Raw genomic sequence first — 25,114 nt, 5'->3', positions numbered from 1 at the left:
GTAATTCTTGGTACTTACCAAGAATCAAATACGCACAGAATTCATCAATTTACTGAAGTTGGTCGGGTCAATGCGCAAGTATGAAGCCAGGTCTTTTTGAGATACCATTTGCAGCAGATGTGGGCTTCTTGCGGTAAAGTTCTTAAATCGTGTCTCGATATCGAGCGCCATCAGCTCATAATACCTATCAAGCAAGCCGAAAAGAATCTTTTCAATGGCGACTCGAAAAAGGGTTTCAATCGGTCTGTATTCCTGCATTAGTTCTTGATGCTTTTGAAATGGAATACGTAAAAAACTGCTCTCGGTTATCGTTTCCAAATAGTACTTTGAAGGCTTTTGCTGAAAGAAAGACTCTGGAATACCACTAAATGATGGATTATAGGTAAAAGCGATAACATGGGTTTTGTCACCTGTTAAGTAAAACGATTTTTGAACTCCTTTGGTGACAAAATACCAATGTTTCTCCATTTCTCCAGGGGCCGTCATTGTCGTCTTTTTGGGCAAGTGGTATTCTTGCCAATACTCTAAATATTTATTAAGAATGTCATCATCTACTTGATGTATTTGATTTAGAAACGTTTTTAGATTAATCATTTAAAATTAGTATTGCATTAATCTTTGGGTCTTAATTCTTCGATGACCTTTGCGTCAACCCAATACATATCCCCGGTTCCCTTGCCCCCTCTATGAAAGAACAAATACTTTCCATCCGGTGACACACAGGCGCACATCTCACATTGATCCGTATTAATTTTAGGACCCAAATTATAAGGTTCTGTCCATTTACCATTCTCATTAAAGGCAATATATAAGTCACAATCCCCAGACTCTGAATCTTTTTGGCTATCAAAGATCAAATAGCTTTGATCGGGTGCGATGTATGGGTGCGCAATCCACTTCCCAGGAAGGGTAATCATCTCTGCCATGTTTTTGACGACAGTGTACTGATTTCCCTCTTTTTCCGAAAAGAAAATACTGGAATCTTCACGATTAACGCCTTCTTCCCTGGAGGTAAAGTATAGTGTTTCATCATCCGAGGCCGAAGGATACATAACAAACCTATTTACGAATGGCGCTCCCAACGGTTTAGGTTGACCCCAGCCGTTTCCGTTTTTCTCACTAACCCACTGATGCATTCCTGAAGATTCAATGGTATCATTCAACGACCTTGTACTTCCAAAATACAGCTTATCGCCTTTAGGATTGATATGGGGTTCAAAATCCCATCCCATATTGGTAGCGAAAAATGCCAATTCCGGTTCCGACCATTTCCCTTCAACCAACTTCATGGTATAAATTTCATTTTTTGCTCCTTGTCTTCGGCGCGTAAAGAACATTTCATCCATCTCTGGGTTGAAGGTAATCGAGAACTCTTTACTGATAGTTGAAATAACTCCCTCCCCAAAAACCAAGGGTTCATCCGTAGGGACGGGTTCACTCAATAGTGTAAGATTAGATGTTTTGTTGATTTGGCAAGAGATCAATAGAAAAGTTAAAATAGATAGTGTGATTATAAACTTCATATTATCAAAATTGACTACATCGTTTTATGCTTTGAAAGATGACGATTGGCAACAAACTTATTCTCGTTCAGTATTTGGAAAATCATACTCTAAATTTCTCTCAATTGCTTCCACCCAATCATTCCCAAGTACTTTTGATATAAGATGGAAAGAGGCATCCATTCCTGCGGTTACCCCTGCAGATGTAATGATTTTACCATTATCAACAAATCGCACATCACGTTGCACTTTTTTTATGTTGGGGTAATTTTTTTCCAATAAATCTACTCCCGCACTATGCGTTGTTGCCTCCAAATTATCAAGCATTCCTAAATCGGCAAGAATAAAAGCGCCTGTACAGACAGACAAAACATAATCTGCATCTTCAGCACTTTGTTTAATCCATTCTTTAGTTTTATTTCCTAATACGTTCCACATTCCCCCTGGAATGATTAAGATGTCAGGTTTTGGAGCATTGCCAACAGTATACTCTGGATTAACACTAAAATTTGGCATTGTAATGACCTTTTCTGAGGTTTCAGCGACTGTGTAGACATTAAAATTTTCGCCACCTGCAAAAAATATATCGTAGGGCGCAGCGTAATCCAATACCTGAGCATGATGATAAATTAATATCGCAACGTTAAGAGGTACATCCAAACTTTTCAGCTCTGCTCTTGGTTCTATCACTTTTTCTAACTTCATACCACAACTTTTACAATTACCAGGCTCAGAAAAGTGTTTGCCATCTGAATCACAACCGCATGGTGCACATTGATATACAGCAGGAGTATCTATTTGTGCTGTTACATTACTTGTGAAAGCGATTGCCGAGCATAAAATCACAAGAAACCTGAATAATAAGATAGATTTTGTTTTCATTTTTAGATTGATAAATTTTAAGTATTTCAATGACTTATTGAATAGTCAAATGTTGCAGAACACGCCATAAATCATATTCACAATACCCTTATTTTTTTTGAAATGTATGAATACCACAAGCAATTGACTTGATAGATAAGTTCAAGTTGCTTTATGCTTTTTTGAAGAATTGAAATTATAGGGTGTTTCCCGCGTTGACCACGAAAGTTCATACAATGAAATGGCTCGCACATATCTGAACGAATATGTACATAGCAATTTTGTAGTCTGTTTTACTTAAGTTTTAATCTAAAACCATAAACTGGTAGGTCTTCCTGCATAAAATCTAAATCAGGAGCACTTTGAAAACCTAATCTTTCATACATTCCCCATGCCAATTCCATAGATTGGGTTGAATGGATAACCATTGTTTCGCAATTGTCTACTTTCCCTTTGTTGATACAAAATTCAGTTAGTTTTTTACCTAAACCCAAGCCCCTTACACTTACGTCAACACCCAACAGTCTGAAACCGCAAGCATTTTTTTCTTTAGTTGCGGTTCCTCCAGAACCGTAGTCTTTCATATCATGGAAATAGACAACTGCTCCGCCAATTTTATTTTGTTCGGAAACTGCAACAAATATCTTAATGTTCGGGTTTTTGGTTAACGCTCCAACATTTTTGAGCATCTTGTAATACTCCGGCTGTTCTTCAAGTTTGGGAAAACCACTTAAATTAGAATATACGTCGATTAGAAGTGCACCAATTACTTTAAACTCCTCACTTCTCGCTTTTCGAATTTTATATTTAGTGTGTTCCTCCCTCATCAGTTTAATCTTAGAGCAACCATTTTGTTATTTATGCTGAAACAGTTTACGAGCATTAATGATACCCGAAAAGTAGGGAAGGCATCCATCATTAACTTGATACATAAGTTCAATTTTTGTTAAGAGGTGATATGAATTAAAGTTTCCAATGACTTCGACTTTTATTTTGCTTGCCTTTTGTTTGTATCGATAGCCTATTGAAATAGTCATTTTTCGGGCAGCTCAAAAAATACAGTTAAACTCTTTGGGATGGGAACGTTGATACTTCCCTATAAGGAAACTGGTCATATTCCTCAACAACATTCCTAATTTAAGTACTTAATTTGCACACAGGAAGCGTTTTTACATGAAGTATAATCCAAATAAATCAAAACTTAAAATCGCATGCACCAATGACCGATAATTTTAATAGTGATTTTTTTAAGTTACGTGACCAATTAAAGTCATTTTTGTTTCGCTTGCTCACCAATCTTGAAGACGTGGAAGATATCATGCAAACCACTTATGTAAAGGTACATGACAACATAGATTCATTTAAAAAAGATTCGTCCTTTAAAACTTGGGTATTTAGCATCGCCTACAATACCGCGAAAAATCATTTAGCGAGGCAAAAAAGATGGGATGAACGTGCACAAGACTACGGTGCGGAAATCAACCGTCCACCAAGTGACTATTGGGATAAATTCGAACAGGTATTCCAGACCACTCCAGACAAACAGTATGAGACCAAGGAACACATTGCCTATTGTTTTAATTGTATTGTAAAAACGCTTGTTCTGGAGCAACAAGTTTGCCTATGGCTAAAAGAGGTATATCAATTTAAAATTTCTGAGATTCTGGAAATCACCCAACTTACCGAAGGCAAGGCAAAACATGCCATCGCCAATGCCAGAAAACATATGAATAGGATATTCGATGAAAGATGCGCCTTGGTCAATAAAAAAGGACATTGCACCCAATGCACTACGCTCACAAGTATATTGAACCATAAGCAAAAAGAACATATTGAAAAAGCCAGAAATAAGTATTTAAAGTATGAGGAGGCCAATAATCAAGAACATCTTCTCAATGTTCGAATGAAACTGACCCAGAGCATAGACCCCCTGAATTCACCAAATACCCTAATGAATACGTTTATGTTGGAATCCTTGGAAACTTGGACAGCCGAAGGCAAAAAGAAAAATATTTTAAAAAACCCGTCCGAAAAGGTCTTCTAATTTGTCTAAAGAGTAGTTACTAATGAAAACAAGTAAAAATGGTAAATTCAGCTACAACATTAGGAGTATTCAAAAAATTTGATGAAGGATTAAAATCAGGTACAGATTCCTGGCAAGAGGTAATATCTGACGATGTTCAATTTATTGGCCCAGCAGCTCAAGTAAAAGGCAAAAAAGACTTTATTGAGCTAAACATGTCTTTTGCGCCTATGATAAAAGGCAGCACATTGAAAGAAATTGTTTCCAATGAAGATTGGGTCATTACCCAAGTTGAGTTTAACGTATCTACGCCCTCTGGAAAAGTGATAACATTAGATATGAGCGAGTGGTATCGTATTGCTGATGGAAAAATACAATCCGTAAAAGTGTTTTATGATGCAGAGGAGTTCAGAAAAGAAATGTCTGCAAATCACTAGGCTATGAAAAGAATTATTTCTGGAACAATCGTATTTATCATCATCAGTTTTGCGGTACAGGCCCTATCCCATTTTGTAATCAACACCGAGCACTATGCCCAGGTTCCCCATATGCGACCTGATGACGAAGTTATTTTCCCCCTCGGTTTTTTGACCATGATTTTGCAGGGCGGTGTTTTAACCTATATGTATCCGTTCTTTTGTAAAGAGAGTCCAAGCTGGAAGAATGGGTTAACCTATGGTTTTTTAATGTCTTTACTTTTCGTAAGCTATCCAGCGTTTACCGAAGCAGGAAAATATAAAGTGCCTGATATTGTTAGTTGGATTGCAGTAGAGGGGACCGTAGGATTAATTCAATTCTGTCTGTTTGGTATTCTATTAGGAACTATGCACAGTAGATTTCGGCTCCACAGTCCTGTAAGCTAGCATCACGTCCTTCTGACCCTTTTTGGTTAGGAAGAAAACAGGCAAATTAATCGGTGTTGTGTATAAGGAGGAACTACTTTTCAGAATACAATATACTTTAATTTATACAGTAACGGTTTGGGTAAGCACTCAAACCGCTATAGCTTGTACACCGTGCTGGCGGTAGTTGTGTTTTACCTTTAATATTCTAAAAAAGGCTATTGAGGTCTTAGTGTCTCAATAATTTTAGCATCCACCCAATATGGACTTCCTATAAAATATGAACTTCCATCTTCTTTAACCTTTCTATCTCCCCTCCAAAAGAATAAATATTTTCCATCTGGTGTCACGTTTACGTGCTGCTCATAGGCAGGGGTGTTAATCTGATTTCCCAAATCAATTGCAGGCCCCCAAGAACCATCAGGTTGACGAAAACTGATAAAAATATCGGGGGTGGCTTCACCCTCTTTCTCAGCATCCCATAATATGTATGATTCGTCTGGAGAGACAAAGGGATGGGCAATATATTTTCCTGAAGAATTAATACTCTCATTCATTTTTTGAGGGGTTTCGTATTTCCCGTTTACAAAACGGGAATAACTCATATGGCCACTACCATCATTGAAGTCCAAAACATAGAAATAAATAGTTCCTGAAGATGAGACTGTAAAGCCTATAATGGGAATGTCCTTAAAAGGTTCTTGACTTTTTATCTCTAACAAACTGGGCTTGAATCGCTCTCGATAGGCATTGATATCATCGACAGGTAAGATAGTTGGCTTGCTCCAGTGGTTGTTTTGGTATTGCATAGCAAACAATTCGGTCTTTTTATATTCTCCACCTTGTCTTGTGAAAGTGAGCTCTTTCATATCGGGTGAAAACATAACAGCACTTTCAAGGTGCGCCTCTGTTGAGACAATGCCAGGTGCAAAAAGCTTGGGAGTCAAACCTGGAGGTTTTAGACCTAGATATAAGTTTTCTTCGTTCGATGAATCATTCTTTTTTGTGTTCGATTTATCCGTTTTGCAATTACTTAAAAATATTACAAGTATCAGTAAAGAAATTTTAAGTCCGTTTTTTTTCAATGTTCTGTGTTTTTTAATTACCGCCAACGTTTTAGCCAAACTGCGTTTTAATGCAGTTTAGGTGTTGTTACCAAACGTTTCTTTGTTACTTATCTTTTTAATTCTTTGATATCCCTTTCTATTCGTTGTCTTTTGCTCTTAGATTCTCTATTACCTTAACATCAACCCAATATTGTTTTCCAATGTAAGTACGGTTACCGTCTTCATTTAACTTCCATTCTCCTCGTATAAAAAAGAAATATTTACCATCAGGCGATATTTTTGGAGAGCTCTCCACCATATCAGTATTTATTATTGGCCCCATATTGATTGTTTTAGACCAAGTGCCGTCATTTTTCTTAAAGCTGATATAAAGATCAGATTGCCCATATCCGCCTTCTCTTTGCACACTCCAGATTAAATAGGACTCATCGGGAGAGATCAGAGATCCCGCAATATATTCTCCCGTATTGATATCGTCATTTAATTTAATCGGCTCTTCATATTTACCATTAACAAGTCGCGCATAATAGATAGCGCCAATCGAACCCCGTTCTTTGTATACTGTGAAATAGTAAGTGCCCTTAACCGAGACAGATCGACCATGCGCCATATGTTTTAGAAAAGCACCAGGACTTTTAGGTTCAGACCATTCATTACCCTTTCTTTCTCTATACAGTTTGCCAATGAACATCTTATTGCCATCAGCAGAAAATTGTGGCCATTTTATGTCTGTCTCAGATTCCTGCCCCCAACGATTATTTTCGTATTTGATAATGAAAAAAGTACGTTCATTGTGTTTTCCGTTTGTCCGTACAAAGTAACACGACTTCATATCTGAAGCGTATGTGATTTCTTCTAAATTCCCATCTTGAGAAAGAACATCAGGAGCAAAGAGTTCAGGAATTAAACTTGGTGGTTTTTGTCCAAAATAGCGATTTTCCATGGCCGGAAAATCAGAATCGTTTGCTTTCTGGTTTTTAGTATTGCAAGCATTTACAAATATTGTTAATACAAGTAATAATAGAATAAACTTGAAGTTTTTCATTGGGTTGTTTTTGAGACTATTCTGTCTACATGATATCTTTAGCAATCCGAAAGTGGGAAAAATTGGATTGGAGCAATAATTCTTAAATGATTGAATAGAAAATCAAAGGGTAATGAGCAAACTCCCAAGAACTAAACCAATATGACAACAGTCGGTACTGACCTCATAATCACTGCTAACGACTTCTTGACCATCAATAAAACCCCTAAATTGTATTTGCTCGACTTGATTTTTACCAAAAACCCCATCTTCAATCAAGGGATATTGTCCAAACTCTTGCCCTCCTTCAAACTCAGACGGGCTTACGGCTATTGTTATATTTGAACCATCTTTAAGATTGACCACTTCAAAAGAATCCAAAGCCACGGGATTCTCGTTTTCGTCTTGAACCGTCACGGTCATTCTTCTCAATTCTAGCGTGCATATGACATCTTCACAACTAGCATCAGGGTCAAGATCATCATCATTATTGTTACATGATATCAGAAGAATCGAAAAAAGACCCAGTAAAAAAATTGAGGTGAATTTATACGACTTTATCATAGCTTTTTGTTTTTAGATTAATGAAACTTCGCAATTTAATTTTTGGCAATTTCATAAAACCAGTCTTTAATAGCTTGATAAAAAAGTTCAATAATTTATGGTCTACGTTCAAGAATTGCTTTCAAGGGCAATTTCGCGTTTACCATCCCTTTGTTGTTTAAAACGATAGGACAAAAAAAGAAGCAACAAAGCAATCACCGGCGAAAAATAATCTGGATTCGAAGCGTTCACCTCTGCCAAAAAAGCCAATAGAAAGAGAAAGCAAAAACCTGAATATGTCCATTCAAGAATTCGGGTATTCTTACTGAGCCAAAGCGCTAATAAACCTATGGCCTTGGTAATCATCAGGGGGATAATTAAATAGGTTGGATAACCAATATCGGAAAACCGATTAGCAAATTCTGGATTAAAAATAGCATTGGCTATTGTGGCCAAGACCATTAAAGTCAACAGTCCTGTAGCAATGTAGAAGGGAATTCTTTTTTTCATGATAATCAACTTTTAAGTTAAGTCATTGAGCATTTTGTCAAGCCTTTCAAAAGCCGAGCCCCAGCCATTATAGAAGCCCATCTCTTCCTGTTGCTTGCAATATTCCTCGGTCTCATGAATGACGCTAAAGGTAAACTTGGTTTGATTGCCGTCCTTTTCGAATTGGATATGCAATTCAACACCTTCCGTCATAGGCCTAAAATCTGCGGTAGTGACTATCTTTTTTTGCGGAACTATCTCGGAATAGACTCCTTCCGATATAAATTGATTGCCATCAGGCATTGGCATGGCGTATTTCCATTTTCCACCTACTGAAAAATCGTGTTTGATCACTTCTAAGTCCATACCATGGGGAGCCCACCACTTGGCAACATGCTCTGGTTGAGTCCAAGCTTCCCATACCAAATCTATTGGTGCGTTAAAGGTTCTTTCCAGGGTCAATGTTCGGTTTGTTAAATCGTTTGTATTGTTCATTGTTATTGTTTTTTAGATTGTAATTCGTTTAGGTAATTCTCAAAGGAATCCAACTTTTCCTCCCACAATTTTTTGTATTGTTCAATCCACATAAATGCGGGTATAAGACTTTTAGGTTTGATAAGGCAATAGCGCTTCCTGCCTTTTTGATGTATTGAAATTATGCCGCATTCCTCAAGGATTTTTATATGCTTTGATATCGCTTGCCTGCTTATGTCAAACTTGTCGGATATCGCATTGACCGTCATCTCTTCTTTGGCAAGCAAGGTGATAATTTCCCTGCGTACCGGATCTGCAATTGCCTGAAAAATGTCTCTTCTCATAATGCGCAACCGTTTGATAGCAAATGTATATGAAATCGTTTGGTTGCGCAATATTATTTTCAGTATTTTGAAAAGTTGAACTTTTCAGTCAACCTGCTGACCGAAATTGACAAGTGATTAAGCATCTTGGAATTTAATTTTAACAAGAAGTATGAAAAAACCGAATCAACTTATAGCACATTGCTTTAGAAATGAATACGGAAAAATGATTTCTGTAATCACCGGTTATCTTGGTATTGAAAAAGTCCATACTGCGGAAGATATTGTGCAAGAGACACTTTACCGAGCACTACAACATTGGACTTTTGATGGAATTCCCAACAACCCTGAGGCATGGTTGTATACAACGGCAAAAAATCTAGCAATCAATACCGTCGCACGTTCCAATAACCTACAAAACATCAAGTCTAGGCTAGAGCTGGAAATGGGAGATGTCAAACCAACAGACGGCATTGATTTTTCCGAAGGCGAAATAAACGATAGCCAACTAAAAATGATGATGGCCTGTTGTCATGCTGAACTTTCAGAGGACAATAGACTAGCCCTGATATTGAAAATCCTTTGTGGTTTTAGTGTCAAGGAGATTGCAAATGCTTTTTTCACCAATACCGAAACCATTAACAAAAGACTCGTTAGGGGTCGGAAAAAGATTAGGGAGTCCAGTTTGGATCTGGACGACCTGGATAAGTTGGAAAAGCATCTTGATACGATGCAACAAGCTATTTACCTATTATTCAATGAAGGCTATAAATCTTCCCAAAAAAATATTCAAGTACGATACGATTTGTGTCTAGAAGCGGTGCGTCTCTGTGAGCTTTTGGCAAATTCCAAGTCCATTGAAAATAAGTCTGAAGTTTACGCCCTGCTGGCACTTATGTTTTTAAACGCGAGCCGTTTTCAAGCTCGTATGAATTCCGAAAATACCATCATCGAACTATCGCAACAAGACCGTAATCTATGGGATAAATCCATGCGCTATAAGGGATTACAATATCTTGATTGGGCAATTAAGGACAAAAAAGTATCGAAATACCTCATTTTGGCTACCATTTCTGCCAACCATTGCGTGGCACCTTCTTATAACAAAACCAATTGGGTGGAAATCTTAAGACTGTATGATACGCTTTTGGAACTTGAGAATTCTCCTGTTGTCCGCCTGAATCGCGCAATTGCAGTGTCAAACGTGCATGGAAATCAGCAAGCTATTTTTGAGCTTGAGTCACTTAAGGATGATTTTCTTTCCCATAGAAATCACCTTTACCATGCCACTCTAGCCGCACTCTATGGAGATGAAAAAGATGAAAAAAAAGCAATAAAGCATTATAAAGAGGCCATAGCCTTGGCATCCACAGAAATAGATAAAGAATTTCTCAAAAAAAAATGGGAGGCACTTGTCCCGATATCGAATTCTTAATGGTTGTATGAATATAGAATCATTACATAAAACAATTATGAGAAAAACAGTATTACTAATGTGCCTGTTAGTAGGAACATTGACCAGCATGGCGCAAAAATCGGAAAGTGCCAAGTTTATGTTTCTTGTTCATTCGGGTAAGAATCAAATGACCGAAATGAGCGCTCAACATCAAAAAGAACACATTCAAAAAGTGGGAGCGTACATAGGTGGCCTTGCAAAATTAGGAAAGCTTATTGATGCCCAGCCATTGGCAATGGAAGGTGAACTTATTAGTGCCAAAGATGGACAGGTCAGTCAAAAAAAACTCACCATAGCCAATCAAACTATAGCTGGCTATTACGTGGTTAAAGCCAAAGACTTGGAAGAAGCAATTGCCATTGCAAAAGCAGACCCCAGGTTTGAGGAAAATGGTTGGCAGCTAGAAGTACGACCAATTAAACAAGTAAGTGGAATCAATTAAAAAGAGTCATGAAAGAATTTATGTTATTTATTAGAAGTGATGAGGACAATCCTCTTGCCAATTTTTCCCTGAAAGAACAACAAAAACATGTCGAAAAAGTTAGTGCCTACATTCAAGAACTGGTGAAAAGTGGCAAAATGAAAAGCGCACAACCTTTGGAAAGCGAGGGGTCTGTTGTTTCGTTAAAAAATGGCAGTCTAGTGGACGGTCCGTACAATGAAACAAAAGAAGTAATCTCAGGGTATTATCATTTAATGGCTGACGATTTGCAGGAAGCCATCCGAATTGCAAAAGCTGACCCCAGATTTGAAGATGGGAATTGGAAAATTGAAGTAAGACAGATAATGAAGGTCGAAGGAATAAACTAGTTGCATCGGGCGTGTCAACACAAAGCCCATGACTTTTGGGCTTTGTGTTGACAGGCTTGATTAAGATTATCCAATGCTCAACTCTTTATGCATTCATATCCATATCACATACAACGAAAAAAGGAATTTGATTCTCCTGTAGCCAATCGGAAAAGCCAACTCAAAATTTGTACTGCAAACAGAAATTATATTATATTGCAACCAGTTGTAATTTACAATCGCTTTATTATTTAATCACGAACATAGAAAACAAATCCTACTATGCAATTAACGTATCTTAAAATAACTATTTACTTCCTATTTTCGATTGGCTTTTTAAATCCAATACTCTCCCAAAAGGATATCCCAAATTCAAAGGACTCAGAATTAATTTCCCGCTTTCCGGATTCGTGGATAATTGGCTTTGCGGAAAAAGAATACGACCGCTATACCGTTGCCATGGATAATACCTTTCCAAAAGGAAAATCAAAAACCATTGAAGGTACCATCACCTCAATTGACTATGAATTACCGAAAGGAAAATCACAGTTGGAACTCCATAAAAATTACGAAGATGCCCTAAAAGGAAAAGGGTTCAATATACTGTACTCTTGTTATCAAGCAGATTGCAATCCCGTACCAGGTTCATTCTCTTCAGTTGTCTACTCACTGTATCAAGCTAAAAAACTTCCAAAATTGGCGAAAAGTGGAAATACCTATCGAAAAAACGGTGCCACCTATTTAGTTGCAGAAAAGGAAGCATCGAATCAAACCACCACCGTAGTTGTGATGAGTGGGTTTGCGAATTACGCCAGTACGTATCGATTGGACATCATTGAGTCTAATAATATGGGCACAGGTTTGATAACCGTAAAGGACATGGATGACAGATTAAAAGAAAAGGGCAGTGTTGTCTTTTACGATATTCTTTTTGACTTCAACAAGACGACATTACAACCAGAATCATCTGAAGCCATTGGTACAATTGCGGATTACTTAAATCGGCATTCCAAAGTTTCTATATATATCGTTGGCCATACAGATAATGTGGGCAATTTTCAGAACAACTTGGCACTTTCTGAAGGTCGGGCCAAGGCCGTAATGCAAGAATTAATTGAAAAACATGGTATTTCAAAAAGTCGTTTGGAAGCAAAAGGGGTAGCTATGCTTTCACCTGTTGCCACAAATGACAATGAAGAGGGCCGAAAATTAAATAGACGGGTAGAAATTGTAATGAAATAAATATGGGATTAAAACTCGGATATATTGGGCTGACATTAACAACGGTTATCTTTTTGATTTGGATAGGAAAGACGGCCATTCAGCGCACCAGTCTGAACAAGAGTAAGGATATGACCTTGCTTGTAACAGCGTTACTTTTTTGGCAAGCCTTTATTTTTCTTGTAGCCTCTTCAGGCATCTTAAAGTCTTATGACTTCCCCCCTAGATTTGCAATGTTCTTTATCCTACCATCATTTATTTTCATTGGCGTATTTCTCCATCGAAATAAAAATAAAGAGTGGATTAATGCCATACCCCAAAGCTGGGTAATCTACTTTCAAACATTCAGGGTTTTGGTAGAAACATTTTTTGTACTCTCTGTTGCAAAAGGCATCCTTCATCCTTTGGTCACTATCGAAGGATACAATGTAGATATGGTTTTTGCAGCTACCGCACCCATTATCGCTTTCTTGGTCTATACCAAGAAAATACTCCCAAGAAAGACCGTTCTTCTTTGGAATTATCTAGGGCTGGCGATAATAGCCAGTATTATCTTTTTGTTCATGACTTCGATATACAAGCCAGAGCTATGGGGCAAGTCTGAGCCTATGCTGCCAATGGAGATGTTGACCTATCCCTATGTCCTGATCGCTGGATTTTTGATGCCTGTTGCGGTGTTTCTGCACGTATTATCAATTGTCCAAATAAAAAAGAGCCTATGAAAAAAGATTTAGCATTTATAATTCTATTCGGTCTTTTGGTCATGCCCCTAAATGGTCAGTTAGAAATTGAATCTATAAAATCAACCTTGAATCAATACATAGAAGGTACAGCGATTGGCAACCAAGATTTGTTAAGAAAGGCTTTTCACGACGATTTTAACCTTTTTCTGGTTTCCTCAGATACGTTACGAATTATTAAGGGTAGTGATTACATAGCTCGTGTAGAAAACGGAAAAACGTATAACAGAATAGCCAAAATCATCAGTATAGACCAAGAGCATGACACCGCAATTGGAAAAATCGAAGTGTACTTTCCGGACAGAAAGCAAGTGGCAACGGACTATCTCTTACTACTAAAAGAAAATGAAGGCTGGAAAATAGTCCATAAAATCATCGATTTAAAGTCCATTGATATTGGTGAGGAGTTACCCGAAGGTGAAACAAACAATTTACCCAAACTCAATGAAACCTTACTGAACTATATCGAAGGCACCGCAAACAGTGATGTAGCAAGAATCACTAGTGCATTTGAAGAGGGTTTCAATCTATATTATGTGAAGGATGGAAAAATAACAATACTGACTGGTAAAAACTACCTAAAAAACTTCACCGAAGGCAAAAAAAACAATCGAATTGGAAAAGTTGTAGGGATAGATTTTGAAGATACAGCTGCATACGCGAAAGTAGAAGTTAGGATGCCTGAACGCAATCGAAGAGTGATGGACTACCTTCTTCTATTAAAGATAAAGGGTGAATGGCGCATCATCCATAAATCCTTTGCAACCAACAATTACTGATATGAGAAAATTAGCCATTTTGACATTTCAATCCCTAGATGGGGTAATGCAAGCTCCAAGTAGTCCCGAGGAAGACAAATCCAATGATTTTACAAAAGGCGGTTGGGCGAATCCCTATTGGGATGAAGTGATGCAACAAGTGATGAAAGAGGCAATGGCAGAGCCTTATGATTTGTTATTAGGCCGAAAGACCTATGATATTTTTGCTTCTCACTTTCCAAATGCCACAGAAGAAAATCTGGTTGCTCAAAAACTCAACAATGCCTCAAAATACGTGGTCAGTTCTACATTGGATAAGCCATTGTGGAAGAACACAATCTACCTAAAAGGTAATATCAACGAAGAACTTAAAAAACTGAAAGAAGGAGAAGGACCTCTTCTTCAAGTTCACGGAAGTTGGGAATTAATCCAAGAACTATTAAAGCAAAATCTAATTGACGAGTTCAGGGTTTGGACGTTCCCAGTAGTACTAGGGAAAGGCAAACGGCTATTTAGCGGTGGTCATTTGCCATTAAATTTAAAGTTAATCAAATCAGAAAAATGTGAGAATGGTGTAGTAATGAATATTTATAAATCTAAACGCCAAGTACAAAGCTAGACAAGTATGATTCTAGAACATAAAGACATTGAATTATTCGGAAAGCCTATTTTTTCATGGGTAGTTTTGACCACGCCCAACGAAACAGATGTGCCCCTACCTTCCGAAGCATGTGTTGCCTATATCTCAGAAGGTAATGGGCAAAGTCTTTTTGTTCAAGAGGGTGTGGACGCAACATCTGGCAACGTGATAGTTTCAGTGTGTGGTAGAACAGTTGGACACATGATAGCGAAACAAGAGCCAGGTAAAATGAGCGCTATCATTGCGCATTTTCATAAAGAACAACTTCAAAAGATTTACAAAAACTCCAAACCAAAACTATGGAACGAGTTGGAACAACCTGTTACTAAATTTACTGTTCAACAAGCGGCCACCAATCTAATCGTAGGATTTTTTGAAGGCATCGGAAATATCTTCAAAAACCAAGAGGCTGTCACTGAAGATATTTTATGCCTTAAAGTTCAAGAGTTGATATTGCTGTTGCTTCAATCGGAAAGTTCGCCAGAAATACAATTGATAATCAACAGTCTGTTCTCGGACCGTATTTTCACGTTTAAGGAAACGGTTGATGCCTATCTCTTTACCCCACTCTCCATCCAAAGCCTTGCGGTTTTGACCAATAAAAGCCTATCCTCATTCAAACGAGAGTTTAAAAGAGTTTATAGAACAACTCCAGGCGCTTATATTATAGATAAAAGATTGGAGCGCGTAGCTCAATTACTTTCCTCATCAGACGATTCAATCACCAATATAGGTTACGATTGTGGATTTAGTAGTTTGGAACACCTTTCAAGAAGCTTCAAATCCAAATATGGGGTGCCACCTTCCAAGTTCAGATTGGACCTTACAGTCAAACAATAGGGCTTCTGAAATAGATTGGCACACCCTAATTGCTTGATCTTTGCTGGAAAAAGAAGTGACAACATGAATTCAATTGATATTAGAACCAAACTGTCCGTACTTTGGATTTTTATTTTAATGAACCTGATTTTTCGCGATCTGCACGAATTCGCTTCAAAGGATTTTTTGGAAGAAGCATTGACCGGTCATGTCAATGGGGTGAAAATAACGGATGGCCTCATGCTATTTGGCGGTGTGCTGGCAGAAATCCCGATAGCAATGGTAGTCCTTTCCTTGGTGTTGAAGAAAAAGCTCAACCGTATTTTCAATCTGGTATCTGGCATTATCATCTTGGCATTTTTGATATTCAATATTCAAACTGCTGATACGGATGATTTCTTCTTTCTCTTCTTTGAAATCACTGCCTCAATCTTTATACTTTGGACAGCTTTTAAATGGGAATCGAAAAAAGCCTACCCCTATCCCAATTAATCAAATGAAAGCAGCAATTTGCTCAAAATATGGCCCGCCAGAAGTCTTGAAGATTCAAGAAGTGGCGGCACCTGTCCCCAATGAAGAGGAAATTTTGGTCGAGGTAAGGACCAGTACGGTAGCCGCCGCCGATTACAGGGTTAGGAGTTTTAAGGTGCCTATGCTTATGTGGTTACCGGCCCGTTTGATGATGGGTATTACAAAACCGAAACGGCAAATATTAGGAGCCGAATTTGCTGGTGTAGTGACCGCTTGTGGAAAAAGAGTAAGTCGTTTTAAGCCTGGCGACGAAGTGCTAGGTGCCTCATTGCCAAAATTTGGCGGATATGGAGAGTATTTATGTGTCAATGAAAATGGCCCAATTGTAAAAAAACCTTCAAACATCAGTTGGTTAGAAGCAGCCGCAATTCCAATCGGTGCTAAAACAGCCTTATATTATTTAGATTTAGCCCAAGTTGAACTTGGTCAAAAGATTTTGATTTATGGAGCCTCGGGAAGCGTGGGTGTATATGCCATTCAACTAGCAAAGCTTAAAGGGCTTGAAGTTACAGCAGTTTGCAGCGCAAAAAACTTTAAAATGACCCATGATTTGGGTGCTGATTTTGCCATTGACTATACAACCAAAAACTGGCATGAGGACCTGCAGAGCTATGATCTATTCTTTCAGGCCGTGGACAAATGTTCATTTTCCATTGCAGAAAACACCATAAAACAAGGAGGTACTTATATCAACATATCAAAGCCCATAGCAACTTTGGGAATGCTCGTATCAAAACTCAAAAAGAAGATGAAATTCATCATGGCCAAAGACTTTCCCCAATCAAATAAAGATTTGAAGTATTTGGTCGAATTGGTGAAAAGTGAAAAGTTGAATGTCGTGATTGATAAAGTTTTTCCGTTAGATGATATTGTCGAGGCACATCAATATGTGGACAAAGGCAATAAAGCAGGAAATGTAATTGTTAAAACGCATAACTTCTAACCTTGCTAAACCCTAATCAAGAAGTGCCTGCTAAAGAAGTAAAAGAAAATAAGCCTAGACTATTTCAACTAATACGACATTCGGGAGTTCCCGTTGCCGCACGTTTCCTAACCGTGAATACGGAACCTTACTCAACTTTGAATGACACGAGCATACTGCTCTTTATTCGACAGGGCCAGTTAAAGTTGGATAATGGCAGCATATCACAAACCTACTATACTGGCGAGTGCATTTTATTGTTGCAATATTCAGATTTCAAAGCCAAACGTATTCTCGATAGAAACTCCGATGTTTTCGAGGCACTCGCTTTTGTTCTTCCTGACCTGGGTTCAGATAGCTTTGAAAAAGAAGAAGATGCAACACCCTTTAAGGAAACCGCCCCACTTCAAATTACGACCAAGTCCTACAGCGAACTCTTTGAAAAACTTTCAAATGAATTCTCCATGGGCAAGAAGGTTGATACTCAAAAAGTCGATGCCCTAAGGAAAGTAGTACTTAGCAAAGTACAAATGAATCATGAAAAATTCATCAAAGATTACTTTTCTAGTTCAAAACATCGCCTTGCATCCTTTCTTTTCAGAAACCTTACGAAAAATATAACGTTGGAAGAGTTGGCACAAAAATACGGGGTGAGTACATCGGGATTCTACAGAACCCTTGTTAAAGAAATGAGGCTTTCACCACATCAATGGATAAAGGACCAACGCTTACATTATGCCCGATGCGAAATGCAGTTTCGCCAAAAAAAGGCTGCTGAAATGTATTTGGAATTGGGGTTTGAGGATTTGGCCCATTTCAGTAAAGAATTCAAAAAGAAGTTTGGGTACAACCCAAGCGATACCTATGAAAATGCTCAAATCGAACTTTTTGGTTCATAACACTTGTTTGACCCAATTTGACAAGTGAGTTGTTGTGCTGTTTTGCATCTTGAAAGCTTAAACTATCTCGATGGGAAAAGCACAAAAAGAAAATGTTTCCAAAATCCGGAAGTACCTAATGAAAGGGTTGTACCTCCTCACATTTATTGGTGTTGGGTATCAAGCTTGGGCAGAAGTAATTGCACCAGAAACCCCTTTAGAAACCATTGATGGAATTGTCTACAGCTTTTGGGTGGCTTATGCTACGTTAATGGCATTAGGATTACGTTATCCCCTAAAAATGGTTCCATTACTCTTGTTGCAGTTGTTTTACAAGGCAGTATGGATATTGGGAGTTTATCTTCCCATGGAACGGAATGACTTAGTCACAGAATCTGCTGAAGGTTTTTTGACGGTTTGTATTACGGCCATAATCCTGGATGTGCTTATCATTCCTTGGAAGTACGTCTACCATACTTTTCTAAAGAATCTGTTTAGGTTTAATCCTGATACTTAATGCGTCTTAGTACAAGCAATAGCTACATAAAGTCAATTCTTGCAGTTTTTATCATTATCCAAATAGGCTGCTCCCAAAAACGAAATGACGAATGGCAATTGATTTTTGAAACCGATAAGAATGGTAAGATTTCCCATGGCTCAAAAGATAACCTCATTGAATTGGTAAGAAAGGGGTATCCTGTTCGAATAGGTTGGGAAAGTATGGGCAAAACCTCAGTTGAACATACGATTGACGTCAGGTTTTTGACCGTAGCTAATGAAACCGAAGTATTTGCGATGTTAGAACCTTTTTGGGCACAACGACCCAACCTCAAGAGCGATACATTGTCTATTGTACCTATGGCCAATGAAACCCATTGGATATTGAGTACCAATGGCCTGCGGAGCAGTATGATGGTAAACAAAGTAAATGATACCGTTATTAATTACGAACCTAAACTTTTTGGGTATCCTATCAAATGGTTTGTCAAAAAGTAGCACTATGAGGATAAAATTGTTAATGGTCTCGTCAATACTTTTGGCAAGTTGCAATCAAACTATGAAGCATGATTCCAAAGAATCCGTCAAAACTACGGATGTGAATGCGGATAAAATCAACGAGCCAAAAAACAGACCAAAAGTGAGTTTCACTTTTGACGATGGCATTACCACCGACCTCGCCACTTTCAAGTTTGAAGAGTGGAATCAAATGATCTTGGATGCCTTAGATGAGGCTGAACTTAATTCGACCTTCTTTGTTACCGGTTCAAACAAACTTGATGCAAAAGGAATCTCTTTATTGGAAAGTTGGTCAAGCAAGGGGCACCAAATAGCCAACCATACATTTACGCATCCCTATTTCAATAGTGACAAGAAAACAGTTGCCGATTTCGAAGAGGAACTTTTAAAAACCGACTCTGTAATTTCAAAGTACAGTACTTTTTCAAAGCTATTCCGATTCCCTTACCTGAAAGAGGGCAATACCGAAGAAAAGGTTTTGGGATTTCGAGAGATTCTCAAGAAACACGGATATAAAAACGGTCATGTTACCATAGATGCGTCAGATTGGTACGTGAATTCAGAGTTGATAAAGTGTATTGATGAAGAAGGAATCAACAGCCCTAAAATTGCCAAGTACAAAGAATTCTATTTGCAGCATATTTTAGAACGCGCTACCTACTATGAACGACTCTCTTTTGAGCTAACTAGGAGGCATATTGACCATACCTTGTTACTACACCACAACCTTACCAGTGCTCTTTTTCTCCCAGATTTAATTCAAAGGTTCAAAGATGAGGGATGGGAACTGGTTGATAGTAGAAGCGCTTTTACGGATGAAGTATACGAATATGTTCTCAACATCATCCCGGCCGGGGAAAGTTTGATTTGGGCCATGGCCAAAGAAACGGGCAACTATAATGAAAAATTAAGGTATCCCGCAGAGGATAGTCGCTATGAGAAACCAAAAATGGAGAAACTAGGGCTTTAACTCAAAAGATTGAATGTTTAACCAAAAAATATCGGATGGCAGTTTAGTTCAAATGCCAGTTTAAAATTTACATGAGAATACGCATATTAATTATTCTTCTAATCGTTCAAACAATTTCAGTAGCACAGGAGAAAATAACAGACAACTTTCCACCACCAGAAAATCCAGTTGAAATAAAAGCTTTCAGAACTTCCTCTAAAATAGATTTGGATGGTAAGTTAAATGAAGAGGATTGGCAAAAAGCAGAAGCTATCACAGACTTTTTTAGGGTTGAACCTGTTCAAGGTGGACCGATTAAAAACAAAACCACGGTCAAGGTACTTTTTGATGATAAGCACCTATATTTTGGAGTTTTTGCCACAGACACCATGGGCAAAAAAGGTCTACGAATGCAAGACCTCAGACGTGATTTCAATAGAACGGAAAACGACGTCTTTGGAATTCAAATTGATGCCCAAAACACCAAGCAATATGCGGCATCTTTTCAAACGACACCGCACGGAAACCAATTGGATTTACAAAATTTCAATGGAAATAGTACCGATACGGATTGGAATGCTTTATGGAGTGTACGAACAACCCGTACCAAGGAAGGTTACTACGCTGAATTTGCCATTCCTTTTAAGTCCATTCGTTACGACAAACCGATTGAAGGAAAGGAAGTAGAATGGGGTATTACCTTTTATCGTTTAGCCCGAAAGGACTTTGAAAAAATAGTATTTCCAGCTATTCCCCAATCCTTTTCGGAAAACAGGATGGTATATGCCGCCAAACTTACAGGATTGGAGGTGCATCCACCATCAGCAAATATCAGAGTCGAGCCCTACGCCTTATATCAGTACGATGAAAACAGAGCAGGCGATATGCTTACCTCTAAACTTAATGAACCAAAGATAGGTGGCGATGTAAAGTGGGCCATGAACCCCAACGCTGTTTTAGACCTGACCATTAATACTGATTTTGCCCAGGCCGATGTGGACAGAGCCGTAAACAACTTAGAGCGTTTCAACATATTCTTCCCTGAACGTAGGCAGTTCTTTTTGGAAAATTCCGGTATTTGGGCAGGTTCAGGCAACTCCCAAGTAAGACCATTTTTTAGCCGTACCATTGGCTTGGAAAACACCTTTAATGCAGCTCCAGCTCCTCTGGATGCAGGAGCTCGTTACACTGATAGAAATGAAAATCGAACGATTGCGGCATTGGCCGTTCGGCAGAGAGAAACCGCTAATAGCCCGGGAAGCACCTTTGGGGTGGCTAGATATACTCAAAATTATGGTAAAGAGAACAATATTGGGGCCATGGTAACCTATCGTTTGGATGATTCTACTACAGATTTGGCCATCGGCAACCGAAACAACACCACCATTTCCATTGACGGACTTATTCGACCAAAAAGTGAAACAACCTTCTCCTACCTATTGTCAACATCATTGGACAGTGAAGTATCCCAAACTGGATTTGCCGGACGTATCGGAATAAGCAAAAGGACCAATAAATATTTTCTACGATACACCAATGCCTTTGTAAGCCAGAATTACACGCCAGATATGGGATTTGTATTTCAAAAAGACGTAATGTACCATACTCCTGGGGCCTATGCCATTCTACGCCCGAAGTGGGTTCCCTTTATTCGCCGGTGGGATCCTGGTGCATACTTTTACTACTATCATGACTTTGAAGATTTTGGTAATTTTCAACAGTCCAGTCTTTACATCTTTCCCGTTTATACCTGGTTTAGGGATAACAGCTTTTTAGAGATTTCGTTTACCCCTACTTGGCAGAATATCAATTTTGATTTTGCGCCATTAGGGATACAAATTGAGCAAGATAATTACAGCTACACGCGTTATTTGATGCGCTACAATTCAGACCAATCAAAGAAATTGTCAGGCTCTGCACGTTTTGAATTCGGAGACTTTTATAACGGAACCCGAAACACCTTGAACTTGGGTTTAAGGTACGCACCCTTGCCACATGTTTCCTTAACTGCGGATTATGAAAGGAACAATCTCAATGGGATTGGGATTGATAATGAAGATTTGGATGCAGACCTGTATACAGGAAGTTTACGCCTGGCACTTAACCCAAGGGTTCAGCTATCCACATTTTACCAATACAATAGTTTTAACGAACAGGGCAGATGGAATGTTAGGTTCAGTTGGGAGTATATGCCACTTTCCTTTATTTACTTGGTCTTTAACGATACCCAGACAGATATTTTTGATCCGATGCAAAGGAATACACAGTTTATCAGCAAGATTACGTTTCTAAAGCAATTTTAATTACTGAAGATGATTTAAATGAACTTTTCAGTTAAGTTCAAGAACCAATACAACAAGCCATAGACCGATAAATTCCTGAAATTAATGTACATCAATGGATTGGTTTTGCAAAGGTTTGAAAACATATTGAATGAGCTTGAAAAACAACTTGAGCATTTGGAAGTAGACAACAAAGATGAATTGTTGATTTCCGAGAATGCTATTCGAGTTGTAAAACAAGCATTGCATGATTTAAGAAACGAGATTTTGCAAAAAGGTTTTATTGATGAAAAAGAAGAGATTCAATTTTTTAAACACATCAAACCACAGGTCTATAGTAAGCTGATATACTATGTAAAACTTTTTAATGTAGAGAGCAAGAAACCCAGAGGAAGTAGAAAATCCCAGGTGAAATACCTTAATGAACATATTAGCCGATTGCAACTATTTTTCAATGACAACCTAGAGTTCTATCATTATTACAGAAGAAATTCCACAGCTTTTGATAAGCAGTATTTCGTGCGTGGTATGGCCGATATAAGATTAGCCATAGATTCTTATCACTTCTTCACCGATGAGGAATTTTCGACCAGCCATGATAGTGTCGTAGCCACCATTATGGCTTATGATATGTTAATCGTCCATTTAAAAAAAGAAATAGACAAAATTGAGAACAACCAATATATGGAAAACAATACCTCCCTTTACACAAATCTAAATACGAAGCTTTTCTGGACTAGTAGTAAGACCGATCTAATAGAACTAATCTATGCGTTGCAAAGTTGCGGTGCAATAAATAGCGGAACAGCGGACCTAAAGGAAATTGCGCTCACGTTTGAAAAAATTTTCAATGTCGAACTAGGGGATTACTACAGAACTTTTCTTGAGCTAAAGTCTCGAAAAACGGGCCAAACCAAATTTATTGATGTTCTAAAAAACTCCTTGGAAAGTAGGATTCAGGAGGGAGAAAAATAACCCAAGGTATCCCCAAGTTGGGTGTCCTATTTGAGGGCTCAAATTATGAAAAATTTTAAAGTGCTTCGCCTCCAAATACCCACCAAATCAATTCAAACTATTATGATAATTATGAATGTTAAACATCACACAGCTTGGGTGCACCTTGTGAACAAAACCCATTAATCCACTTCAATTTTGTAGAACGAAAGTCAAATCAGGTCAGGGGCTATCAGAATTCCTTGAATGCAAGGCGATAGTCCCTTTCTTTTAAATCGTTCTATTATGCCAACATCAATTATTACTACCGATGACCTTCGGGAATTCAAGATGGAATTGCTCGATGATATCAAAAATCTACTCGCTAAACAATCCAAAGGAAGATTGAAGAAATATCTAAAATCTTCTGAAGTAATGGATTTGCTTCAGGTAAGTCCGGGCACACTTCAAAACCTTCGTATCAATGGTACTTTGCCTTACACCAAAGTAGGTGGAATCATCTACTACGATGCCGAAGAAATTCAAAATGTAATGGAAGCCAACCGTGTGCATCACGGATTAAATTCCTAGCGTATGAACTACATAAAGCTACTCAATGCGGCTTTTGAAAAGTTCTATTTTGATGACCGCCTAAATCCTACCCATATCAGTCTGTATATGGCGCTGTTCCAGGAATGGAATAGTTGCCGTTTTGCCGATGAATTTTATGTGAATCGCAGGGAACTGATGCGCGTGGCAAAGATTGGGTCAAAGTCCACGTACCACAGATGCATTGTTGATTTAGATGCTTGGCTTTACCTATCTTACTTTCCATCCAACAATCCATATAAGGGCAGCAAAATCAAAATGACCATTATTGGTACAAGTGATGAACCGGTAACGGGACAGTACAATCCCATATTGGAACAACTTGCAGAACAGTACTATCCCAGAGGTGTACCACTTGAGGGACACCACCATCCCGCAAACAGACAGGCTGTGTACCCGCACCGTCCCACCAATGGACAAGCATTGGTATCTAATACAAACAATACCAAACAGGAAAACTTTATAAAACAGCCAAAAGACTGTCAGACCGTCATTGACTTTTTTGAAGAAAAGAGTTTTGAAATAGCTGAAGCTGAAAAGTTTTATACGCATTACGCTGACAGAGAATGGCAAACAGGCGATGGTGAACCGATTCGTGATTGGCGAGCTGTGGCCATCAATTGGATGGATAGAACCGAACTTTTTGAATTGGAAAACAAGCCAAACCAAAAAGAAGCATCCCAAATCAAGGACAACTTGCGAACCACTAAAAACAAAGACTATGGACAACCCCTCTAAAATCACGGAAGGTGGCGTGGAATACTCGCTGGGCAAGTTTGATGGAAAAAATGTTGTTTACGATTTCCCTAAAATCTTGATTTATCTGAATGCCAAAGGCAAGCTGTTGTTTGGCAAAAAGTTTAGGATTTATCACGAGGATAAGGAGATTCTCTTGAAGCTCTGTTCTTATTTCATCCGTGATAAGGCCAATTGCGAAAAGTATGAAATCGATATAGATAAAGGCATCTTGCTTTCAGGACCAGTAGGATGTGGCAAGACCAGTTTAATGAAACTGCTGCGCCATATCGTTCCACTGCAACGCCCGTACGAGATGATTCCCTGTCGGAATGTTACCTTTAGTTTTAACCACTTGGGCTTCAAAACCGTTGAAGAATATGGAAACACTAAATTCTATTGCTTTGACGATTTGGGCGTTGAACCTGCCGGTCGTTTCTATGGCAAGGATCTGAACGTGATGGGCGAAGTGTTACTCTCACGATATGAACTATACCTAAGCACCAAACGAAAAATAAAGACCCATGCCACCACCAACCTTAATGCTGAGGAATTGGAAGAACGCTATGGTAACCGTGTTCGTAGCCGGATGCGCGAGCTGTTTAATCTGGTGGCTTTTGATAAAGAGGCTGGGGATAAGAGGAAATAATGTGGTCTTCAAAAATTAAACTTTGGCAAAAAAATTGT

32 protein-coding genes are annotated in these 25,114 nt (G+C 38.4%); 22 read left to right on the top strand and 10 right to left on the bottom strand.

The window, feature by feature from the left end:
* Positions 1 to 24: 24 nt before the first annotated feature.
* The 4 genes from CLV81_RS06945 to CLV81_RS06930 all read right to left on the bottom strand — a co-directional run bounded on the left by CLV81_RS06945 (position 25) and on the right by CLV81_RS06930 (position 3,190).
* Positions 25 to 594 (bottom strand): Crp/Fnr family transcriptional regulator, encoded by a 570-nt coding sequence (locus CLV81_RS06945; protein WP_106144302.1) that lies wholly within the window; start codon positions 592 to 594, stop codon positions 25 to 27.
* Positions 595 to 611: 17 nt separating this feature from the next.
* Positions 612 to 1,442 (bottom strand): PD40 domain-containing protein, encoded by an 831-nt coding sequence (locus tag CLV81_RS06940; protein WP_158259085.1) that lies wholly within the window; start codon positions 1,440 to 1,442, stop codon positions 612 to 614.
* A 138-nt stretch (positions 1,443 to 1,580) separates the two neighbouring features.
* Positions 1,581 to 2,384 carry a DJ-1/PfpI family protein gene (locus tag CLV81_RS06935; RefSeq protein ID WP_211297988.1) on the bottom strand — a complete coding sequence of 268 codons (804 nt, stop codon included), beginning with the start codon at positions 2,382 to 2,384 and terminating at the stop codon, positions 1,581 to 1,583.
* A 272-nt stretch (positions 2,385 to 2,656) separates the two neighbouring features.
* Positions 2,657 to 3,190 (bottom strand): GNAT family N-acetyltransferase, encoded by a 534-nt coding sequence (locus tag CLV81_RS06930; protein WP_106144299.1) that lies wholly within the window; start codon positions 3,188 to 3,190, stop codon positions 2,657 to 2,659.
* Positions 3,191 to 3,582: 392 nt separating this feature from the next.
* Between CLV81_RS06930 and CLV81_RS06920 the strand changes: the two genes are divergently transcribed.
* The 3 genes from CLV81_RS06920 to CLV81_RS06910 are packed head-to-tail and all read left to right on the top strand — an operon-like array spanning position 3,583 to position 5,249.
* The gene (locus tag CLV81_RS06920) at positions 3,583 to 4,407 is read left to right on the top strand and encodes an RNA polymerase sigma factor (protein ID WP_106144297.1); all 825 of its coding nucleotides are present in this window, start codon (positions 3,583 to 3,585) and stop codon (positions 4,405 to 4,407) included.
* 38 nt (positions 4,408 to 4,445) lie between these two features.
* A complete protein-coding gene (locus tag CLV81_RS06915; RefSeq protein WP_106144296.1) occupies positions 4,446 to 4,823 on the top strand; it encodes a nuclear transport factor 2 family protein in 378 nt (125 codons plus the stop codon).
* 3 nt (positions 4,824 to 4,826) lie between these two features.
* Positions 4,827 to 5,249: a hypothetical protein gene (locus CLV81_RS06910; RefSeq protein WP_106144295.1), complete on the top strand. Its 423-nt coding sequence runs from the start codon at positions 4,827 to 4,829 to the stop codon at positions 5,247 to 5,249.
* A 197-nt stretch (positions 5,250 to 5,446) separates the two neighbouring features.
* Here CLV81_RS06910 and CLV81_RS06905 read toward each other — a convergent pair whose 3' ends face one another.
* The 6 genes from CLV81_RS06905 to CLV81_RS06880 form a co-directional block, all read right to left on the bottom strand.
* The gene (locus CLV81_RS06905; protein WP_146129845.1) at positions 5,447 to 6,175 is read right to left on the bottom strand and encodes a TolB-like translocation protein; all 729 of its coding nucleotides are present in this window, start codon (positions 6,173 to 6,175) and stop codon (positions 5,447 to 5,449) included.
* A 256-nt stretch (positions 6,176 to 6,431) separates the two neighbouring features.
* The gene (locus tag CLV81_RS06900; protein WP_106144935.1) at positions 6,432 to 7,340 is read right to left on the bottom strand and encodes a TolB-like translocation protein; all 909 of its coding nucleotides are present in this window, start codon (positions 7,338 to 7,340) and stop codon (positions 6,432 to 6,434) included.
* Positions 7,341 to 7,442: 102 nt separating this feature from the next.
* Complete coding sequence (locus tag CLV81_RS06895) at positions 7,443 to 7,883, bottom strand: hypothetical protein (protein ID WP_106144293.1); 441 nt, start codon at positions 7,881 to 7,883, stop codon at positions 7,443 to 7,445.
* 108 nt (positions 7,884 to 7,991) lie between these two features.
* Positions 7,992 to 8,372 (bottom strand): DoxX family protein, encoded by a 381-nt coding sequence (locus CLV81_RS06890; protein WP_106144292.1) that lies wholly within the window; start codon positions 8,370 to 8,372, stop codon positions 7,992 to 7,994.
* 12 nt (positions 8,373 to 8,384) lie between these two features.
* The gene (locus tag CLV81_RS06885) at positions 8,385 to 8,846 is read right to left on the bottom strand and encodes an SRPBCC domain-containing protein (RefSeq protein ID WP_106144291.1); all 462 of its coding nucleotides are present in this window, start codon (positions 8,844 to 8,846) and stop codon (positions 8,385 to 8,387) included.
* 2 nt (positions 8,847 to 8,848) lie between these two features.
* Positions 8,849 to 9,169, bottom strand: coding sequence for an ArsR/SmtB family transcription factor (locus tag CLV81_RS06880; protein WP_106144290.1), 321 nt, complete (start codon positions 9,167 to 9,169; stop codon positions 8,849 to 8,851).
* Positions 9,170 to 9,320: 151 nt separating this feature from the next.
* Between CLV81_RS06880 and CLV81_RS06875 the strand changes: the two genes are divergently transcribed.
* From CLV81_RS06875 to CLV81_RS06780, 19 genes are all read left to right on the top strand, one after another.
* Positions 9,321 to 10,583: an RNA polymerase sigma factor gene (locus CLV81_RS06875; protein ID WP_106144289.1), complete on the top strand. Its 1,263-nt coding sequence runs from the start codon at positions 9,321 to 9,323 to the stop codon at positions 10,581 to 10,583.
* 37 nt (positions 10,584 to 10,620) lie between these two features.
* A complete protein-coding gene (locus CLV81_RS06870; protein ID WP_158259084.1) occupies positions 10,621 to 11,046 on the top strand; it encodes a YciI family protein in 426 nt (141 codons plus the stop codon).
* 8 nt (positions 11,047 to 11,054) lie between these two features.
* Positions 11,055 to 11,414 (top strand): YciI family protein, encoded by a 360-nt coding sequence (locus CLV81_RS06865; protein ID WP_106144287.1) that lies wholly within the window; start codon positions 11,055 to 11,057, stop codon positions 11,412 to 11,414.
* 261 nt (positions 11,415 to 11,675) lie between these two features.
* Positions 11,676 to 12,635, top strand: coding sequence for a DUF4892 domain-containing protein (locus tag CLV81_RS06860; protein ID WP_106144286.1), 960 nt, complete (start codon positions 11,676 to 11,678; stop codon positions 12,633 to 12,635).
* A 2-nt stretch (positions 12,636 to 12,637) separates the two neighbouring features.
* Complete coding sequence (locus CLV81_RS06855; RefSeq protein ID WP_106144285.1) at positions 12,638 to 13,336, top strand: hypothetical protein; 699 nt, start codon at positions 12,638 to 12,640, stop codon at positions 13,334 to 13,336.
* Positions 13,333 to 14,133 carry a nuclear transport factor 2 family protein gene (locus tag CLV81_RS20760; protein ID WP_245911942.1) on the top strand — a complete coding sequence of 267 codons (801 nt, stop codon included), beginning with the start codon at positions 13,333 to 13,335 and terminating at the stop codon, positions 14,131 to 14,133. The genes CLV81_RS06855 and CLV81_RS20760 overlap by 4 nt, the downstream gene beginning before the upstream one ends.
* A 1-nt stretch (position 14,134) precedes the next feature.
* Positions 14,135 to 14,731, top strand: coding sequence for a dihydrofolate reductase family protein (locus tag CLV81_RS06840; RefSeq protein WP_106144284.1), 597 nt, complete (start codon positions 14,135 to 14,137; stop codon positions 14,729 to 14,731).
* A 6-nt stretch (positions 14,732 to 14,737) separates the two neighbouring features.
* Positions 14,738 to 15,592 (top strand): helix-turn-helix transcriptional regulator, encoded by an 855-nt coding sequence (locus CLV81_RS06835; RefSeq protein ID WP_106144283.1) that lies wholly within the window; start codon positions 14,738 to 14,740, stop codon positions 15,590 to 15,592.
* Positions 15,593 to 15,655: 63 nt separating this feature from the next.
* Entirely contained in the window at positions 15,656 to 16,063 is a 408-nt protein-coding gene (locus tag CLV81_RS06830; protein WP_106144282.1) for a DUF6326 family protein, read from the top strand.
* Positions 16,064 to 16,067: 4 nt separating this feature from the next.
* Positions 16,068 to 17,045, top strand: coding sequence for an NAD(P)-dependent alcohol dehydrogenase (locus CLV81_RS06825; protein WP_106144281.1), 978 nt, complete (start codon positions 16,068 to 16,070; stop codon positions 17,043 to 17,045).
* Between the two features lie 2 nt (positions 17,046 to 17,047).
* Positions 17,048 to 17,923, top strand: a complete 876-nt coding sequence (locus CLV81_RS06820; protein WP_106144280.1) for a helix-turn-helix transcriptional regulator — start codon at positions 17,048 to 17,050, stop codon at positions 17,921 to 17,923.
* Between the two features lie 70 nt (positions 17,924 to 17,993).
* Complete coding sequence (locus tag CLV81_RS06815) at positions 17,994 to 18,419, top strand: hypothetical protein (RefSeq protein WP_106144279.1); 426 nt, start codon at positions 17,994 to 17,996, stop codon at positions 18,417 to 18,419.
* Positions 18,419 to 18,898: a hypothetical protein gene (locus tag CLV81_RS06810; RefSeq protein WP_106144278.1), complete on the top strand. Its 480-nt coding sequence runs from the start codon at positions 18,419 to 18,421 to the stop codon at positions 18,896 to 18,898. Before CLV81_RS06815 ends, CLV81_RS06810 begins: the two co-directional genes overlap by 1 nt.
* A gap of 4 nt (positions 18,899 to 18,902) precedes the next feature.
* The gene (locus CLV81_RS06805) at positions 18,903 to 19,889 is read left to right on the top strand and encodes a polysaccharide deacetylase family protein (RefSeq protein ID WP_158259083.1); all 987 of its coding nucleotides are present in this window, start codon (positions 18,903 to 18,905) and stop codon (positions 19,887 to 19,889) included.
* 71 nt (positions 19,890 to 19,960) lie between these two features.
* On the top strand, positions 19,961 to 22,171 hold the full coding sequence (locus tag CLV81_RS06800) for a DUF5916 domain-containing protein (RefSeq protein ID WP_106144276.1): 2,211 nt from the start codon (positions 19,961 to 19,963) through the stop codon (positions 22,169 to 22,171).
* A gap of 84 nt (positions 22,172 to 22,255) precedes the next feature.
* Positions 22,256 to 23,125: an RteC domain-containing protein gene (locus CLV81_RS06795; RefSeq protein WP_106144275.1), complete on the top strand. Its 870-nt coding sequence runs from the start codon at positions 22,256 to 22,258 to the stop codon at positions 23,123 to 23,125.
* A gap of 264 nt (positions 23,126 to 23,389) precedes the next feature.
* A complete protein-coding gene (locus CLV81_RS06790; RefSeq protein ID WP_106144274.1) occupies positions 23,390 to 23,674 on the top strand; it encodes a helix-turn-helix domain-containing protein in 285 nt (94 codons plus the stop codon).
* A gap of 3 nt (positions 23,675 to 23,677) precedes the next feature.
* Positions 23,678 to 24,430, top strand: coding sequence for a hypothetical protein (locus CLV81_RS06785; RefSeq protein WP_106144273.1), 753 nt, complete (start codon positions 23,678 to 23,680; stop codon positions 24,428 to 24,430).
* The gene (locus tag CLV81_RS06780; protein WP_106144272.1) at positions 24,414 to 25,076 is read left to right on the top strand and encodes an ATPase; all 663 of its coding nucleotides are present in this window, start codon (positions 24,414 to 24,416) and stop codon (positions 25,074 to 25,076) included. Before CLV81_RS06785 ends, CLV81_RS06780 begins: the two co-directional genes overlap by 17 nt.
* The last annotated feature ends 38 nt before the right edge of the window (positions 25,077 to 25,114 follow it).

Source organism: Flagellimonas meridianipacifica (genome assembly GCF_003001695.1).
Classification (GTDB): Bacteria; Bacteroidota; Bacteroidia; order Flavobacteriales; family Flavobacteriaceae; genus Flagellimonas; species Flagellimonas meridianipacifica.
Note: the sequence above shows the minus strand (reverse complement) of the source record. Positions and strands in the feature narration are given on the sequence as shown.

What these genes read in the sequence shown, in the direction of transcription:
- CLV81_RS06945 (WP_106144302.1), bottom strand. Translation starts at nt 594, where the DNA reads ATGATTAATCTAAAAACGTTTCTAAATCAAATACATCAAGTAGATGAT.
- CLV81_RS06935 (WP_211297988.1), bottom strand. Translation starts at nt 2,384, where the DNA reads ATGAAAACAAAATCTATCTTATTATTCAGGTTTCTTGTGATTTTATGC.
- CLV81_RS06930 (WP_106144299.1), bottom strand. Translation starts at nt 3,190, where the DNA reads ATGAGGGAGGAACACACTAAATATAAAATTCGAAAAGCGAGAAGTGAG.
- CLV81_RS06920 (WP_106144297.1), top strand. Translation starts at nt 3,583, where the DNA reads ATGACCGATAATTTTAATAGTGATTTTTTTAAGTTACGTGACCAATTA.
- CLV81_RS06915 (WP_106144296.1), top strand. Translation starts at nt 4,446, where the DNA reads ATGGTAAATTCAGCTACAACATTAGGAGTATTCAAAAAATTTGATGAA.
- CLV81_RS06910 (WP_106144295.1), top strand. Translation starts at nt 4,827, where the DNA reads ATGAAAAGAATTATTTCTGGAACAATCGTATTTATCATCATCAGTTTT.
- CLV81_RS06900 (WP_106144935.1), bottom strand. Translation starts at nt 7,340, where the DNA reads ATGAAAAACTTCAAGTTTATTCTATTATTACTTGTATTAACAATATTT.
- CLV81_RS06895 (WP_106144293.1), bottom strand. Translation starts at nt 7,883, where the DNA reads ATGATAAAGTCGTATAAATTCACCTCAATTTTTTTACTGGGTCTTTTT.
- CLV81_RS06890 (WP_106144292.1), bottom strand. Translation starts at nt 8,372, where the DNA reads ATGAAAAAAAGAATTCCCTTCTACATTGCTACAGGACTGTTGACTTTA.
- CLV81_RS06885 (WP_106144291.1), bottom strand. Translation starts at nt 8,846, where the DNA reads ATGAACAATACAAACGATTTAACAAACCGAACATTGACCCTGGAAAGA.
- CLV81_RS06880 (WP_106144290.1), bottom strand. Translation starts at nt 9,169, where the DNA reads ATGAGAAGAGACATTTTTCAGGCAATTGCAGATCCGGTACGCAGGGAA.
- CLV81_RS06875 (WP_106144289.1), top strand. Translation starts at nt 9,321, where the DNA reads ATGAAAAAACCGAATCAACTTATAGCACATTGCTTTAGAAATGAATAC.
- CLV81_RS06870 (WP_158259084.1), top strand. Translation starts at nt 10,621, where the DNA reads ATGAGAAAAACAGTATTACTAATGTGCCTGTTAGTAGGAACATTGACC.
- CLV81_RS06865 (WP_106144287.1), top strand. Translation starts at nt 11,055, where the DNA reads ATGAAAGAATTTATGTTATTTATTAGAAGTGATGAGGACAATCCTCTT.
- CLV81_RS06860 (WP_106144286.1), top strand. Translation starts at nt 11,676, where the DNA reads ATGCAATTAACGTATCTTAAAATAACTATTTACTTCCTATTTTCGATT.
- CLV81_RS06855 (WP_106144285.1), top strand. Translation starts at nt 12,638, where the DNA reads ATGGGATTAAAACTCGGATATATTGGGCTGACATTAACAACGGTTATC.
- CLV81_RS20760 (WP_245911942.1), top strand. Translation starts at nt 13,333, where the DNA reads ATGAAAAAAGATTTAGCATTTATAATTCTATTCGGTCTTTTGGTCATG.
- CLV81_RS06840 (WP_106144284.1), top strand. Translation starts at nt 14,135, where the DNA reads ATGAGAAAATTAGCCATTTTGACATTTCAATCCCTAGATGGGGTAATG.
- CLV81_RS06835 (WP_106144283.1), top strand. Translation starts at nt 14,738, where the DNA reads ATGATTCTAGAACATAAAGACATTGAATTATTCGGAAAGCCTATTTTT.
- CLV81_RS06830 (WP_106144282.1), top strand. Translation starts at nt 15,656, where the DNA reads ATGAATTCAATTGATATTAGAACCAAACTGTCCGTACTTTGGATTTTT.
- CLV81_RS06825 (WP_106144281.1), top strand. Translation starts at nt 16,068, where the DNA reads ATGAAAGCAGCAATTTGCTCAAAATATGGCCCGCCAGAAGTCTTGAAG.
- CLV81_RS06815 (WP_106144279.1), top strand. Translation starts at nt 17,994, where the DNA reads ATGGGAAAAGCACAAAAAGAAAATGTTTCCAAAATCCGGAAGTACCTA.
- CLV81_RS06810 (WP_106144278.1), top strand. Translation starts at nt 18,419, where the DNA reads ATGCGTCTTAGTACAAGCAATAGCTACATAAAGTCAATTCTTGCAGTT.
- CLV81_RS06805 (WP_158259083.1), top strand. Translation starts at nt 18,903, where the DNA reads ATGAGGATAAAATTGTTAATGGTCTCGTCAATACTTTTGGCAAGTTGC.
- CLV81_RS06800 (WP_106144276.1), top strand. Translation starts at nt 19,961, where the DNA reads ATGAGAATACGCATATTAATTATTCTTCTAATCGTTCAAACAATTTCA.
- CLV81_RS06795 (WP_106144275.1), top strand. Translation starts at nt 22,256, where the DNA reads ATGTACATCAATGGATTGGTTTTGCAAAGGTTTGAAAACATATTGAAT.
- CLV81_RS06790 (WP_106144274.1), top strand. Translation starts at nt 23,390, where the DNA reads ATGCCAACATCAATTATTACTACCGATGACCTTCGGGAATTCAAGATG.
- CLV81_RS06785 (WP_106144273.1), top strand. Translation starts at nt 23,678, where the DNA reads ATGAACTACATAAAGCTACTCAATGCGGCTTTTGAAAAGTTCTATTTT.
- CLV81_RS06780 (WP_106144272.1), top strand. Translation starts at nt 24,414, where the DNA reads ATGGACAACCCCTCTAAAATCACGGAAGGTGGCGTGGAATACTCGCTG.